Genomic DNA, 16,372 nt, shown 5'->3' with positions numbered 1-16,372 from the left:
TGTACCATCAGGCCAACCAGCTTGTCGGGTCCTACACCGTGCGCTTGAAGTACCCGTGCCAGTGAGTTAGCGCGTTCGTTCAACTCCCGGTAGGTCAGACGCTGATTTCCGAACACCAATGCTATATGATCCGGCGTCTGTACGACCTGCTTTTCAAACTGCCAGTGGAGTGTCTCATTGTACGGGAAAGGTACGATGGTATCGTTAAATCCGGTCAGCAGCAATTGCTTCTCTTCATCAGATACGATCGTAATATCAGCCAACTGCACCCCGACATCCTGCGTCACTGTTTCCAAAATTCGCACAAAATGCTCTGCCAGCCGTCGGATGGTCTCCAGTTTAAACAGCTTCGTGCCATACTCCAAAGTGAAGGACAAACGTTCTTTTTCCTCGGTCACATGCAATGAAAAATCCACCTTGGATATGCCCGCGTTGAATTCTTCCGGTTTAAAACGAATGCCTCCTGTTTCCAAAACATCTGTGCCGACATTTTGCAAACTGAACATCGTATCGAACACCGGGTTTCGACTTACGTCGCGTACCAGTTCCAGCTTGTCTACAAGCTCATCAAACGGGTATTCCTGATGCTCCAGTGCCAGCAGCGAGCTTTGCTTAACCTCCTGCAAAAAGGATTGGAACGTTAAAGAAGATTGCGGCTGATTGCGAAGAACCAGCGTATTAACGAACATGCCAATCATCGCTTGCGTATCCACATGCCGTCTTCCAGCAACAGGTGTACCCACGATAATATCCTCTTGGCCGGAATATTTGCCCAGCAGGACATTATAAGCTGCCAAAAGTACCATAAAGATCGTAGATTCGGTATCTTGGGCCAATGTGTAGAGTGTGCTAGTAAGGTTGGATTCCAATGTGACGGTCAAGCTGTCACCTTCAAAGCTTTGTGCTTGCGGACGTGAAAAGTCCGTAGGCATATTCAGTACAGGAAGCTCGCCATTCAAGGTCTGGAGCCAATATGATTCATGCGCTTGCAATGCGTCGTCAGTGATCTGCTGCTTCTGCCAAGCAACAAAGTCTTTGTAATGAAGCTGAATGTTCGCAAGCTGTCTGCCCTGATACCGTTGAATGATTTCATCCAGCAGCACGGCCATGGAGAAACCGTCGGACACGATGTGATGCATATCCACTAGCAGTATGAAGCCACCTTCGATAAATTCGTACAGTTCGGCGCGGAATAAAGGGGCTGTTCCCAGATGAAAAGGCTGAACAAACAAGGCCCGCGCCTGTTTTGCTTCTTCCTTGGAAATACGGGTATACGGGATGTCGAATGGAATCGTGTCCCGAACTTTTTGTACTACTTCCCCGTCCTCCAGATCGAAATACGTCCGAAAGGATTCATGCCGCAAAATAACTTCCTTAACGGCTTCAATAAAGCGGGAAACCTCCAAATCTCCTTCTATGAAAAGCTGACCGGGTACATGATAGGCCGTTCCGCCTCCCAGCTGATCCAGCACGTACATTCTCTTTTGGGAAGAAGATACCGGATAGAAGGCTTGCGATTTTACAGATACAATCGGTTCATAGGTCTGCTTTGCTCCACCCGCAATATATGTAGCCAGCTCAGCAATCGTTTGCAGCTCAAAAATGTGGCTGAGTGGAATGTGTACACCCAATTCCTTATTGACTCTCGACAGAATGACCGTCGCTTTTAGCGAATCACCGCCCAGTTGAAAAAAGTTGTCATCATAGCTGATATCCGTTACATTCAGAACGTTCATCCAAATGTTTACGAGCTGATCTTCTACGCCGTGGTTCTCAGAAGCGGCGTCTGTTTTAGCGAATACGCTTGCTTGTCCCGGCGCTGGTAGAGCCTGAAGATCAGGCTGACCATCTGGCAAAAGAGGAATATGCCCCATAGGAATCCAAAAACGGGGCTGTGTATAATCTGGAAGAATCTCGATTATAGCCTTTTTCAGTGCGGCTTCTTCCCAAGGCTTCGATGCATTCGCCACCACATAGGCCGTTATATATGAGACTTCCCCAGCTTCACCCGTTTGCGATGTAATGACGCAGGATTCCAATTGGAAAATGTGCAGCAGGTGTTTCTCCAGCTGTTCCAGATTAACCTGATGTCCACGAATGTGGATGGTCCGATTCAAATTTCCAATATGCCGCAGCTTGCCATCGTTTTCCACGTAAGCCCATTCCCGAGTCGTTCCCAACAGGCCTGCTACAGAGGCTTGATACACCTCCCCTGCTGTCCCGACAGGTGCCAGATGCTTGTAAGCATCAAGGACGCAAAGATAGTTTCCGTTGGCATCGGTATTTGCTGCCCATGCAGTTCGAAGTTGTTCGTTCTCCGACGCACGGAGTAAAGACATCGCGGAAACGCGAGCCCCTCCTTCCTCTACAATGGAATGCAGCAGATTCAGGAAATATCCTGACCAGGCTTCGATGATGTTTTGCTGAAAAAGATCCGAATTGTAGTCAAAATCAAGACGTAATTGCTTCTGCGCCTCTGTCACGTTCAAAAACAACTCGTATTTGCTGAATGATACCTCATTCTCAACGAGTTCTGCTTCCATTCCATGGAATTGAAAACGCGGAATCGGTCGATCCATATTGAATACAGCGTTAATGACAGGCAAATTCCTCAGCCCCAGTTGAGCGAGTCCGGCAAAGCTGTATTTTTGGAAGCTGTCCAGTTCATTCATGCGCTTTTTAACCGTTTGGGCATGCTCCGTAAAAGTAGCATCAGGACGCACTTCACTGATCACCGGAAGCAAGTTGACACAGTTGCCGATCAGGGAGAAGGCGTCCATATGGGATTGTCCTGCGGTGGGAATCCCCACCGTTACTTCCTGCTGCCCTGTCAGGCGATGCAGAAAAATCTGAAAGGCTGATAGCAGCGTTATAAAAAGACTGCTGCCAAGCTTTATGCTGGTGGATCTCAATTGTTTAACGAGCGGCGCTTCGAGCATTACAGTATGTCTGCTTCCGCTGGAAGACGGAATCTGTATTCCCCTCACCGGAGATGGTAGATTGAGGACAGGCGGCTGCTTTTCCAGCACTGCTGACCAAAAAGCAAAGGCCTCTCCTTTCCCGGCTTTCAATTGATCCTGCTGCCAAACAACATAATTCCGAAAAGGTACTGGATCGGGAAGGTTGTAGTCAGCATGTCGGACAAGCGCAGAATAGATGTGTTCCAGTTCCTGAATGAATACACCAATCGACCAGCCATCCGCGATAAAATGATGGAACGTAAAGACACTCAGATGCTCCTCATCTGATATTTTCAGCAGATGAATCCGGAATAACGGCTCTCCTGGCGTCATGGCAAACGGGGTTTCGCTGTCCTGGATCATCCATGCCCGGATATGCTGTTCCTGTTCATCCGGGTGGTGACTGGTAAAATCATGAAGCAAAACTTCCACTTTCATCACAGGAGCGATCACCTGAGTTTCCCCATCGCCGCTCATAAAGGTATGTAAGGCTTCATGACGGTTCACGATGGTCTGGACAGCCTGGTTGAACGCCTTCTGCTGAAGTGGACCACGAAACCGCAACAAGGCGGTTTCGTGTAAAGATTGAGAGTCACTTCGTTCTGAAACAGAGGCGAACCAAAGCTGCTTTTGATCAGGAGTCAGCGCAATTACGGTTTCTGGAACACCCACTGCTTCAGCTTCTGGAGGTACGGTTACAGGTACAGGTTGCTTGCCCGGCCCTGGGCCGTTTCCATTCGGGGGCGGGTCCGGTAAAAATCCCCCTTTACGCAGCTCGTTCACGCTATCCTTGACCGCTTGCACAATTCGCGCAATATCTTCCTCGGTATGGGCCGTGGACAAGAAGCAGTTTCGTCCTTCCCAGATATAGATGCCTTTGTCCAGCATGTGATAAAAGAACAATTCCAGATCGCCTTTGAGCACGAAGCGGAACAGGGAGCCAAAGTTAACCACTTTCATAGGTACGTGTTCGTTCGTAAAATAGCTGTTTAGCTCCGCTGCTAACGCCGAGGTACGGCTGTTCAGGCGATTTTGCAGCTGCTCGCCGTTGTGCTCCAAATGATCCAGCACCGCTAAGGATGCAGCCATTGCCAGCGGATGATGGCAGAAGGTTCCCGCGACAAAGGTCCGCTGCTGCTCATGCTGTGGATAAGAATCGTCCCCGAAGCTCCACGTACCTCCGTCGATCCCGTTCATAAAGGCGGCTTTCCCGGCTACGATGCCGATCGGCAGCCCGCCGCCAATGATTTTACCGTAAGTCACAAGGTCGGCTTGCACACCAAACCAGGCTTGTGCCCCTCCCGGCTGAATCCGGAAGCCTGTAATCACCTCATCAAAAATGAAGGCAGTACCTGACTGCTCCGTCATCTGGCGAATGTCCTGCAAAAAGGCTTGAGGCTGAAAATCTGGTCGGCGGCTTTGCACCGGCTCCACGACAACCGCGGCCAGCTCATGCGCATGGGTGCGGATATAATCCAGGGATTCGTCCGCTCCATAATGAAGCACGACGATATCGTCCACCATATGCTGCAGGATACCTGGAGAAAGAGGTGTCGAATGCTCTTTGTTGTCACTCGCGCTCCCCAGCGCCAGCACCCCGTCGAATGTACCGTGATACGAGCCAGCAAAAATGACGACTTTAGCCCGTCCCGTGGCAGCACGTGCCAAACGGAGCGCGACCATGACAGCCTCGGTACCGGAATTGTACAGTGCAATCCGTTCCACGCCGGTCATCTTGCAAATTTTCTCGGCGACTTGCCCGGCCATGTTGGACATCGGGCCGACACACATGCCGTTTTTTAGTTCTTCCTCAATTTTTTCTCTGATAAAGGCCGGATTGTGCCCAAACAGATTCACGCCAAAGCCCATCGTCAAATCGACATATTCATTGCCGTCCAGATCCCAAATTTTTGATCCGTCTGCACGTTGAGAAACGATTTGGTACACCATTTCCTTCAAAACAGGCCGGAAACCAGCCACATTACGGTTATTGGCGTATACAGAGCGATACTGCTGGGTGTACTGCTTGGTGCTATGCGTACGGGCCGTGTAGCGTTCAATCAGCTCTTGCAGATGTTGTTCCTGACGGAGCGAAAGCAATTCGCGTGCTTTAACATCCAGCTTTTTATAAGGTGTATACGGTTTGGCTTCATTGCCTGTCTGCTTGGGAACAGCCTTTACAGATGGAGCCGGTGCTAATGCAGCCGCGACTTCCTGCTTGGATTCGGTATGAATGATCTGCGCGCTTTCTCTACTTGCCGAGGGCAAAACGCCCGTTTCCGGGCTAAACGGCTCGGAAGCTATTACGGATGCAGATGGTTGATGCCGGAGAACATCGAGCTGCTGTGACATCAGATGTAGCTGTTGCTCCAAAATTCGCTCTACACCCGCAGGAGTTGTAGCGATTGGGAAACTTTGAGCTCGTGTTTGCCCAGCCGTATCTATACCATAAACGGATGCGGCAGCCGGAACGCCGGATTCATGAGACAGTTGGGTTAACGAGGATGCTGCATGATCAGCCTGATTCAGAGTTGTTTCCGGACGATTTACCACAGACTGAACCGGGGTTTCAGCAGAATTGGAGATGCTCACCCGCTCGGCTACGTAGCTGGCTAATAGCTCCAGCGTGGTCAACGATTCGAAAAATTCGTTCATTGGAACGTCCAGTCCGAAGGTATCCTTGATACTGTGGCGAACCTGGGACAAATTAATGGAATCCAGCCCAAGCTCCAGAAAATGTGTTTGTGGCTCCAGTTCCTCCAGACTGAGCTGGGACACATTACCGATCATTTTCGCTAACCTTTGAAGAATAGATGATTTGTGCTGATCGGTAACCGATGCCGACGCTAAATACTCGTTCCCCATAATTCCAGACTCCTTTACTGTTGAGTTTTCATGAACGGGTACCTTCTGTTCCGTTTGAACCTGTTCGGGCACGTTAATCCAGCATCTTTTACGCTCGAATGGATACGTAGGCAGAGAAACCTTTTTGTAATGCTTGCCTGCATATAGGGCATTCCAATCGATCTGCGCTCCCTGCACGTACCTGGCAGCCAGTTGCTCCAGTGATTGCAACGTGTCCAAGCTTCCAGTAATCGTCTCTGCACCACCTGTGCTATCCGCTTTTCCAGTGTATACGCCTTCGACGGCTCTGCCTTGTTCGTGCAATTGAAGTACCTTCGCTTTCAGCGCATCCGCTCCAGCAGCAGTTATCGCAATCCGGTGATTCAGGTGACTTCTTCCTGTGTTAGCCGTATAGCATACATCCTGCATCACGAGTTCTTCCGCGTGACCGAATCGTTCTGCGTACCGCCCGACCAGCTCGCGCAAAGCGGATTCACTCCGCGCTGACAGGGTCAGCAGCAGCGGTGATGATCCATTGTTGCTGACCGTGGAGGTTTGATCCGATTCCGTCTTCACTATATATTCCTCCAGCACCACATGGCAGTTTGTCCCGCTGAATCCAAAGGAACTCAGCCCGCTTCTTCTCGGGAAGCCGTCCGTTTTCCATTCCCTCAGCTTCGTATTGGCATATACCGGAGATTCCTCGAAATGGATCTTCTGGTTTGGCGTGCGAAAATGAACGAGCGGTGCAATCTGCCGATGCTTTATGGACAGTACGGATTTGATCAAGCCCGCAATCCCGGCGGCTTCGTAAAGATGGCCGATATTCGTTTTGACCGTGCTGATCGCCACAAACTGTTTGCGCTGTGTATGCTTGCGGAAAGCTTTGGTAATGCCGTCAATCTCGATTGGATCGCCCAGCTTGGTTCCGGTGCCATGCGCTTCGATATAGCTCACCGTTTCGGGATCAATCTGTGCATCACGCCACGCCTGCGAAATCACTTCCGCTTGAGCGAGCGCATTCGGCGCGGAAATACCAATCGTAGTGCCATCCTGATTGATGGCACTTCCCTTGATCACGGCCAAAATGTTGTCACCGTCTTGCTCCGCTTTACGCAGCGGCTTCAGGAAAACCGCTCCAACTCCTTCGCCCCAGCCCGTTCCATCCGACTGATCGTCGAAGGCGCGTGCCCGATCATCAGAGGATTCCATGCCAATGCCTGCTTTCAGAGGCAGTAAAATCGTCTTTACTCCACCTGCCAGTGCCATATCGCAGTCTCCGTTGAGGATAGACTTGCAAGCCAGATGAACCGCTACAAGTGAGGAAGAGCATGCTGTATCAATCGTTAACGCCGGGCCTTTTAGATCGAGCAAATACGCAATTCGGCTGGAAATAATGGACGATAAATTACCAATGGCAAAGTTCGGCAGCGCACCCGGTTCCACCTCGGACAGCAGGCGCTCGTATTCGAAGCTGGTTTTGGAAAAGCCGACATACACGCCGACCTTTTGGCCTGCCAGTTGCTTACCTCCATACCCCGCATCCTCAATCGTGCTCCAGGCGGTTTGTAGAAATAGCCGTTGATTGGGGTCCATTAGCGAGGCTTCCCGTGGAGTCAGCTTAAAGAAGGAGTAATCGAACTTATCTACTTCGTCCAGATAACCACCTTCTGCGATTTGCATATTTCGACCTTCGGTATTCAGACGGGAAATGAAAGCTTCGGCGTCTTTTCTTCTTTCATCGCTGTACGGGCCGATATTGTCTACCCCTGATGACACATTTGCCCAAAACTGCTCCAGCGTTTCCGCTTGAGGAAACTTGCCGGACATGCCGATGATGGCGATATCCCGATCATTTGCTTCCTCCTTGGCCTCGGACTGTGCTGTTGCAGCCGCGTCGCTGCTTAGGCCCTGACTGGAGATATACGCTGCCAGCTTGGCGATGGTCGGATAGGAAAAGAAGTCCGTCACTTCAATATGAACCCCTAATTGATCCTCCAACTGGTCCACAATCTGAACGAGTTGCAAGGAAGTTACTCCGATATCAAAGTAGCTGTCGTCCGTACCAATCGACTTTACATTTAAAATATCCTGGCAGATTCCAATCAGCTTCTGTTCTATTTCTCCCTGAGGCAAGACTGCACGCTCAGCAGCTTGCAGGGTTTGAGTGGCCTCGGCCAGAGTTGTCAGTATTTCATCGAATTCGCCCTGCTCATAACTTTGGGCTAATTTAAAGCGCTGAACCTTCCCGCTGGTTGTTTTAGGGATACGCCGGATCGGAACTACATCTTGAATATACCAACCGCCCCGGTAGTTCAGATGGCTTTTCAGCTTTTGAACTAGCGGCACAAAATGCTCTATCTTTTTCGTGTGCATCACAAAAACAACAATACGATCCTGCCTGGTTTGCGCATCATGGACACCACACACCGCTACTTTTCCGAGATCCACGCCATCCAGCTCCTCGGCAATTCTCTCGATGTCATGCGGATAAACGTTCTGTCCGTTCACGAAAATGATATCCTTGGCTCTACCCGTAATAACCAGGCGGCCATTCCGCATAAACCCTAAATCTCCGGTGATGAGCCAGCCATCCTCTGTTTTGACCTTGGCGGTAGCCTCGGGATTGTTGTAGTATCCAGCTGTCACATTTTTGCCGCGGATCTGTGTGTGTCCAATCACACGATCTTCCAACACCCGATTTTGTTCATCGCAAATGCGGACAGAGGTACTGGCCATCGGATACCCCAAATCCACAAAAGTAAGACACCGCTTGTCGGACTTGTCTACTTCTTCTATGGGTTCACCTACGTGTAACTGCTGCCGATTCAAATAAAGCGGAATAAAGGAATCTTTGTCCAGAGGGGGAGTGGAAACACCCACGCTCGCCTCTGCCAATCCATAGACGGGAAACATCGCATTTTTATTCAAGCCGTGAACACTCATCGCATCCATAAACACATGGCAAAGCTCTACAGATATCGGCTCAGCCCCATTTAAAATCATACGTACGCTTGACAAATCCCAGTTATCCGCTGTTTCAGGTTTGTACTGATCAAGAAAAAATTTATATCCGAAATTGGGAGAGCATATTTGAGTCACCTTATGCTCCGATACTTTTTTTAGCCATAAAGACGGGCGTCGGATAAAAAGTGCCGTCGGCATAATCAGCTGCTTGGCATTAGCGACCACACAGGTTAAATGAAAGGCGATCAATCCCAGATCATGCGTAAGCGGCATCCAACCCAAATAAGCATCCTTGGAGCTCATGCCCGTTTGATTTGCGACATCCCGAATATTGTAAACCAGATTTTCATGTGTCAGCATGACCCCTTTAGGATCACCTGTAGAGCCTGAGGAAAATTGGATAAAAGCCAAATCCTCCGGTTTGGATACATGAACTACACCTTTATTCAGACCGGAATAGTCGAATGTATGGCTTGAAAAAGTTGCTTTTTTAACAGGCTCAAAGGAATCCAGCAGTTCGTGCTGATGCGCGTACTTTTCCAGTTGCTCCAAAACCTTGTCATCCGCAACCATATAAGGGCGGGAGAGCGTATTCCAGATTTTAAACAGTTTCATTTTATGCTCATCATTATTCCCTATGCTTACGGGAACAGGAACGATTCCACCGAGCAGGCAGCCCCAAAATACATTCACAAAGGTATGATTGTCGTCGATCTGCATGATCAGCTCATCGCCAGGTTGTATCCCTTTTTCCTGTAATGCATGAAGCACCTGTGATGCTTGCTCCAGAAGTTTACTGTAGGACACATATTCCTCTTGCTTATCACCGGAAATAAAGGTGATCCCGTTCTCATCCCGGCTTGCACGGTCTTGAATGATTTCAATTAAAGTTTGAAACTGTTCCATCCTGATCCCTCCTCAATTGCTCTAGCATTACTTTCTGCTCTCCTTCGGAAACCTGTTTGGTTTGTAACACCAGGCAAATACACCCCAGTATTTCCTGTCTTTGCTCAGAAGCAGGAGGTGGGCTACTGCCTGATTTCGAGTTTCGCAGTAATTCTTCCAGTTTCCGGACAGGTAAAATAACACCTTTTCGATACTCATCTTCATTCCAATTGGCATTGGGGGTAGACACCGCCAGTGACAGGGAACGGGCAACCCAATCACGGATCGAGAAACGGCGTTCCAGTTCAACGCGATCCAAGTCTCTGTCCAGGGACAGCACTTCGATGGTAGTGTTTATTTCTTTCGCCAAATTTTTCAGCACTGTCCGTGGGCCTAACTCAATGCCTTGCTCCACGCCATGGTTTTCCATATATTGCATGGTTTGTATCCATCGAACCGGGTGAGTCATTTGCGAAACCAATCCTTGACGGATGCTGTCCACATCGGAGTATGGCTGAGCGGTCGCATTGGAAATCACGGGCCACCGCGCTTCATGGAAAGTATATTTTTGCAGCTCTGCGGTCAGCTTGTCCGCAGCGTGTTGCATAAGCGGACTATGAAAAGGACCACTGACCTGCAACCGGGTAATTTGAGCCCCTCGCTGCTCTAATTCGCCAGCTACCACAGCTACCGACGTATGATGACCTGAGACGACGTACTGATTAGGTGAATTGTAACAGGCAATGACGACAGGCTGATCGACTGTGGAGTGCAGACGACAGATTTCTTCCACAGCGTTCATCTCAGCTCCGCGAACGGCAATCATGCTGCCCAGCCCTGCCTCAGCGGTTTCTTCCATGAAGCGTCCCCGCTCTTGAACCAGTCGTAAAGCGTCGCCAAAGGATAGAACATCGCTACTTACCAGAGCTGAATATTCACCCAGGCTATGACCTGCTGAAAATTCCGGAATAATCCCGATTTCGTGCATATAACGCCGGAATGCAATGACGCTGATCGTAAGAAGTGCGGGCTGAGTATAGAATGTCTTGGATAATTGGGTGATCGGACCTGCCATGCATAAAGCTTTCAGATCATATCCCAAAATATCAGCAGCCTCTTCAAACAAGCGATCCGCTTCTGTAAAATCACTATGCCATGCGGCTCCCATTCCTACATACTGAGATCCTTGTCCTGGAAAAACCAAAGCCATGCGATTCATACGAAACCCCTTTCCTCCCCACAAAGATGTGGCAAAACAAAAATGTTTTTACGATTCAGGTGTTAATGTACATATGTATGGAGATATGGAGAAATGCAGATAGATGCAGCAAACCATAACAAAGCAAGGTTGTACGGTTGCCAAAAAACAATAAGCACAATTTAAGATTTAATTAGGTAATTGAATTGCCATTCGTGGTGTAATTGAAAATGAGTTAGGTGTGTGTAAAAACTTGGAAGTGTGAAAAACTTGGAAGTGTGAAAAACCTGGAGTGGACTAAAGACTTAGGTTGGGACCTAAGAATCCAGTATCATAGATGAGTGTGTCGAAAAAAATACCGAAGGTAACGCAATTTTATTCCAAAAGAAAGTATTAATTGTGAAATATTTTAACTATATAATAAATATGGACTTGAAAAATGTCAATATTTTTTCAAATTCCTTTAATAAGAAAAAAATTAAATAAATAGAAATTGATAGGGTCTTATAAACACAAAAGTAAATTAAAGTATGACGTTGTAATGTATAAGTATATTATACACACAAACAATGCCCTCTTTGGTCTGAAAATAAGGCATTGTTTGTAATTTTTTAATGAATTTTGATGAATTTTTGTAAAAATTTCTGTGTAGTGAGTGAAAGCAACGGGTTTTGTACTATATCTGGTGCTTGACAAACCAGTTTGTAATGCGTTGAAGTCGTTCCACACGAAGCTGCGGATGCCCTTTTCGTGAAAGCTCATGGCTTGAGTCTGGAAAACGGACAAATTGTGTGGATTTCCCCAATCGCCGCAGTGCAGTAAATAGCTGTTCTCCCTGCTCAATGGGACAACGAAGATCCTGCTCCCCATGCAAAATAAGCAGTGGTGTATTTATTTGCTTAACATATGCCAGCGGGGATTGTCTCCACAAGACCTCGAAATCGTCCCAAGGATTGCCGGAAACCTCGTCTTCTGTAAATGAGTAGCCAATGTCGCTCACGCCATACATGGATAGCCAGTTGGATATGGAGCGCTGGGTCACGGCTGCACGGAAACGGTCTGTGTGACCGACAATCCAGTTAGTCATAAAGCCCCCATAGCTCCCCCCTGTAACTCCTAGTCGTTCTGGATGAATGAATGGAAACTGGCGAATGGCCTCATCTACCGCACTCAGCAAGTCCGTGTAATCTCGTCCACCGTAGTCGCCAAGAACGACATTGGTAAAAGACTGGCCGTACCCTCGGCTTCCTCCAGGATTGGTGTAAATGACCGCATATCCCTGCGCCGCTAGCAACTGAAACTCATGAAAAAAAGAGTGGGAATACATCGCATGGGGGCCGCCATGGATTTCCAAAATAGCGGGATAGGTTACTCCCTCCGCAAAACCGACAGGTTTCATCACCCACCCTTGGACCCGCCGACCATTCTCGACCTCGGTCCAAAAGCCCTCAGGCACACTTAGCTCGATCTCTTCAAGCAGCGAGTCATTCACCTGCGTCAGCCGTTCCTCTGTCCCGGAAGAGATCGCAATTCGAAATAAATCGCCCGGCAATGCCACGTGAGTTGAAGCTGCAATAATATGCTGCTCATCCGGGGTGAGCGTGAACTGATAAATTTCTCTGTCTCCCTGCGTCAAAATTGCAAAGCTTCCATCAAATGCAAACTGATATACATGTACATTTCCTTCACGGGTTACAAGTGTATACAGGGATTGACCGTCCGTACTAAAACGTGGTGGCCCTATATGAAGGTGTGAGCGCATATCGCTCATACCCGCGTTACCGAGGTGTGCGTCCAGCGTTTCACTAATGCATACTGCCGAGCCACCACTCGAAGGGATGATGTATAAACGGGTCTGGGTCGCGTCTTTAGCATGTCGATCATGTCCGTAAAAGGCAATCGTTGAACCATCGGGAGAGTATGCAGCACTCTCGATTTGCAGCTCCGACCGAGTTAGCTTACGTGGTATTGCCATACCTCCTTTTGAAATAGCAGGATCTATCGTAAACAAATCATTCTGCCTTCGTAAATCCGTGTCCTCTTCTGAATGCTCCGCTATTCTGGCCACGAATAAAATAAGCTTGCCATCCGGCGACCAGACAGGTTCCGCCACATCATACGCGCCGAACGTCAGTTGGACGGTGTCCCCTGAATTTACATCAGTCACATATAAGTGATTTCGCGTATCATCCCACAGCCCGTAGCCATCAGACTTGGCTTTTGTTCGGTTAACGACCTGTCCTTTTGGCTGCACTTTAGAGTTTGCGCTAGCGGATAAAGGAGGCTGGGTCGATTCCACACCCTGTTTGGATGTACCGATCTGGCCGTGTTCGACAGTTCGAAGTGTATGTACCTCCTGTTTTCCAGCGCCGGATGTTGGGGGTGACAGACTCTCTGCGGTTTTTGCGACAAAGGATATGTAGGCACCGTCAGGTGACCAAGCCAATGAATGAACGCCTTTCTCTGCCCATGTAAGCTGCCGAGCCTCTCCTCCGCGAGCTGGAATGATCCATACCTGACGCTTACCTTCCAGTGTGCGGAGAAAAGCAAGCTGTGATCCGTCAGGTGACCAGACAGGTGATTCGTCTTTCGGCCCATATGTGAAGGGCAACGGCTCGGATTGTTCTGATGGCAAAACCCAAATGTTAGAATTATAGTCTGTCCGGTCTTCATTAATATACTGCTCTACGTAAGCGACTGCACCGTTACCTGGATGGACAGCAGGATCGCTGACCCACCGAAGATGGTATAAATCCTCTGCTGTTATATGGCGTTTAGTTATACTGGATTGCGGGTCACTCAAAACAATTCCTCCTCAAATCATCAGATCTCTATAAGATTAGGAATTTATTAATCCGATGAAATTTGTAAGATTTAAATAATATAAAAATCACGTTACTCTTTTTACTTGTCTCTGTCAATTTGCTTCTTCATATATTTCCAATACAAAAACCTTATCTCTAAAAAGCCTCCTAAATGGAGGCTTTTTAGAGATAAGGTGATTGAACTGTCAACAACTATAGTTGAAAAATAGGAGATATGGGTGGCGCATCATTTTTTACAGCGGTAATTGACCTGCTTCCAACATCAAGATTCGGCCCATGCTGCCAAATCGCGCTCGGAATTTCTCGTCGCAGTACTGGTATGATATCCTCGCTAAACCGATGCAACTGTTCGAGCTGCTCTTGCTCACCTAGCCCGTCCACGCTGATGCTGAGTACCTGATTACCGAACGCGGTATGATAGTTCCGTATTTTCTCAAGAACGCTCTCCGCAGAGCCGATCAGAACAGGACCATTACGAATATTATCCTCCAGACTCGTGAAGGGCGACTGATTGTGCTGAGCTGCCGCTGTCGAGTGGTAGGCATCATAATAAGGACGATACCGTCGAATCGCTTCCTCATCCGTATCTGCCAGATACAAACTCCCTGCTCCGGCACCAATTACGGCCTGTGCCGGATCATGTCTGTAATAAGCCAGCCGTTCGCGGTAATGATCAATAAGCGCTTTATACTTGGCCTGAGGATGGAAAGAATTCGAGGAAAATATCGGCTCCCCGTATTGAGCGGCCAGCTCGGTCGATAGTGTACTGGAAGCACTACCGTGCCATATAGGAATATGCTGCTGATACGGCCGAGGTTGTGTCGTAACTTGATGCAACGGAGGGCGGTAGCTTCCTTCCCACGTAACCTCTTCCTCGCTCCACAGCCGTTTGAGCAAACGATAGCGCTCGGCAAGCGAGTCCCACTGTTCTTCCTCCGTAATTCCAAACAACGGATAATGGCGCGGGTCATTGCCTTTACCAATAATAATCTCTAATCTTCCACCTGATAAATGATCCAACGTCGCATAGTCTTCTGCCACGCGCACCGGGTCCAGCACGCTAAGCACCGTTACCATAGTCAGGAGACGAATCCGTTCGGTTCTCGCCGCAATAGCGGTCAGCACCAGCGGGGGTGAGGATGACAGAAAAGGTGCACCGTGCCGCTCCCCCACACCGTATGCATCATAACCAAGCTCCTCTGCGAGAACAGCCTGCTTGATTACATTTTGGAATTTTTGCTGCGAGCTCCAGGTTTCCCCGGTAATCGCATTAGGCAGATTAGCCATCAGGCTGAATAACACAAACTTCATTTCATGAAACCCCCTTTCGGAGAACGAATCGGCTTCGTCCCATCCCGGGTATCGGGTCTAATTGCGGTTAGCAGTCTCTGCTCCGTTTTTTTCACGAATATACGTTTCAAATAATTGGGGATTCACAACTTTACGCAGTAAATGCATCGTTCCGTCTCCTGTACCATGGTCAAACGCATGGATACGCTCATACCCCCAACGCTCATACATAGACAGCAGATAGGGATGCTTTTCGGCTGTTGCCAGCGTAACGGCAGGAGCTCCCACCTGATCACGGATAATATTCTGCTCTACCCAGTTTAGCAGCTTGCGTCCGTAGCCCTTGCCCTGAGCAGCCGGGTCGACGGCAAACCACATGACAAATGGTAGATCGGTTATAAAATTAAGAGCTCTATTTTTGAGATGGCTCACCGTAGCCTGAATTACGCCATCGACTTCCAGCACGTAGCAGTCATTATTTTTAATATTCTCCTGAATGAGAGGAATGTCTGCCTGAGCGGCAGGCCATTTAAGCTCCAACTGCCGAATCGTTTCGTATGCCTCATAAGTTACGTACTGCAATCTCTCTGCATCTTCCTGTTGTGCCAGGCGATAGATTTCGCTCATGTTAACCCACCTCTCCTGTATAATTAATAATTTATTAATCCCATCTGCTTAATAAGGTATAAAAGATAAAATAACTGTAGCATGCTCTCCATCCAGCGACAAATTAATTTTTTCTATAAGTATATTTAAAATAACGATAACCTAACGAAAGTGAGCACGAATTGCAAAATCTTCCTCCGTTAAATCCATATATACACACATAGCGGTTCGGCTGCCGTCGGCCGCGGCAAAAATCATTTGGGAAGGCATGAAGTATGAAGAATCCCCGGCGGCATATACACCAGGTATTGAGGTTCTAGCCCTCAAGACTTGAGTTCCATCCGTAAAGCGAACATGCTCAAGCTGTCCATTTTGGCCGATGAAGGCCGGACGAATCAAGCACCTCAAATCCGAATTCAGTTTTGTCAATCGAAACAACCTCGGTTTGCAGATGATCGACAGACGGATTGCGCAGTACTTCCTCATAAGCAACTCGACGGAACTCGGCCGGCGTTACGCCGTCTTTCGTAATAAAGCCATGCGACGCATGCGTAACGGCATCTCTGGGCTGGTTGTTGTCGATTAAAGCCACGCTTCGTCTTGCCCGGCCAAGCACAAGGGCTGCATTCAATCCGGCGGGTCCTCCGCCAATAATAGCACAATCGTAAATCATGATGCTCATCTCCTTGCCAAATGCTAAACGCCTATCGGCCAACCGACGAAGCAGTAACGAGCATGAGCACTGTGTGCAGGGCATAATTTGTCGCTTTGTAAATTTCATGACTACGCCTAAATTA

The 16,372-nt window shown here is 48.5% G+C and carries 5 protein-coding genes and 1 pseudogene; all 6 read right to left on the bottom strand.

What is annotated here, in order from left to right:
- The coding region (locus E0698_RS22935) for an aminotransferase class III-fold pyridoxal phosphate-dependent enzyme (RefSeq protein WP_192513006.1) at positions 1-9,677 on the bottom strand (9,677 nt) is incomplete at its 3' end.
- On the bottom strand, positions 9,652-10,875 hold the full coding sequence (fabD, locus tag E0698_RS22930; protein ID WP_192513005.1) for an ACP S-malonyltransferase: 1,224 nt from the start codon (positions 10,873-10,875) through the stop codon (positions 9,652-9,654). The genes fabD and E0698_RS22935, both read right to left, overlap by 26 nt.
- Positions 10,876-11,530: 655 nt before the next feature.
- On the bottom strand, positions 11,531-13,657 hold the full coding sequence (locus E0698_RS22925; RefSeq protein ID WP_192513004.1) for a S9 family peptidase: 2,127 nt from the start codon (positions 13,655-13,657) through the stop codon (positions 11,531-11,533).
- Between the two features lie 214 nt (positions 13,658-13,871).
- Positions 13,872-14,990, bottom strand: a complete 1,119-nt coding sequence (locus E0698_RS22920; RefSeq protein WP_192513003.1) for an LLM class flavin-dependent oxidoreductase — start codon at positions 14,988-14,990, stop codon at positions 13,872-13,874.
- Positions 14,991-15,047: 57 nt separating this feature from the next.
- Entirely contained in the window at positions 15,048-15,596 is a 549-nt protein-coding gene (locus E0698_RS22915; RefSeq protein WP_134914796.1) for a GNAT family N-acetyltransferase, read from the bottom strand.
- Positions 15,597-15,737: 141 nt separating this feature from the next.
- A pseudogene (locus E0698_RS22910) lies at positions 15,738-16,248 on the bottom strand (FAD-dependent oxidoreductase).
- Positions 16,249-16,372 lie beyond the last annotated feature (124 nt).

Source organism: Paenibacillus sp. 23TSA30-6 (assembly GCF_014858585.1).
Taxonomy (GTDB): Bacteria; Bacillota; Bacilli; order Paenibacillales; family Paenibacillaceae; genus Paenibacillus.
This window is presented reverse-complemented; position numbering and strand designations above follow the sequence as displayed.

Bases quoted from the DNA above. Each gene is read 5' to 3' on its own strand.
- fabD (WP_192513005.1), bottom strand. From the start codon at position 10,875: ATGAATCGCATGGCTTTGGTTTTTCCAGGACAAGGATCTCAGTATGTA.
- E0698_RS22920 (WP_192513003.1), bottom strand. From the start codon at position 14,990: ATGAAGTTTGTGTTATTCAGCCTGATGGCTAATCTGCCTAATGCGATT.
- E0698_RS22915 (WP_134914796.1), bottom strand. From the start codon at position 15,596: ATGAGCGAAATCTATCGCCTGGCACAACAGGAAGATGCAGAGAGATTG.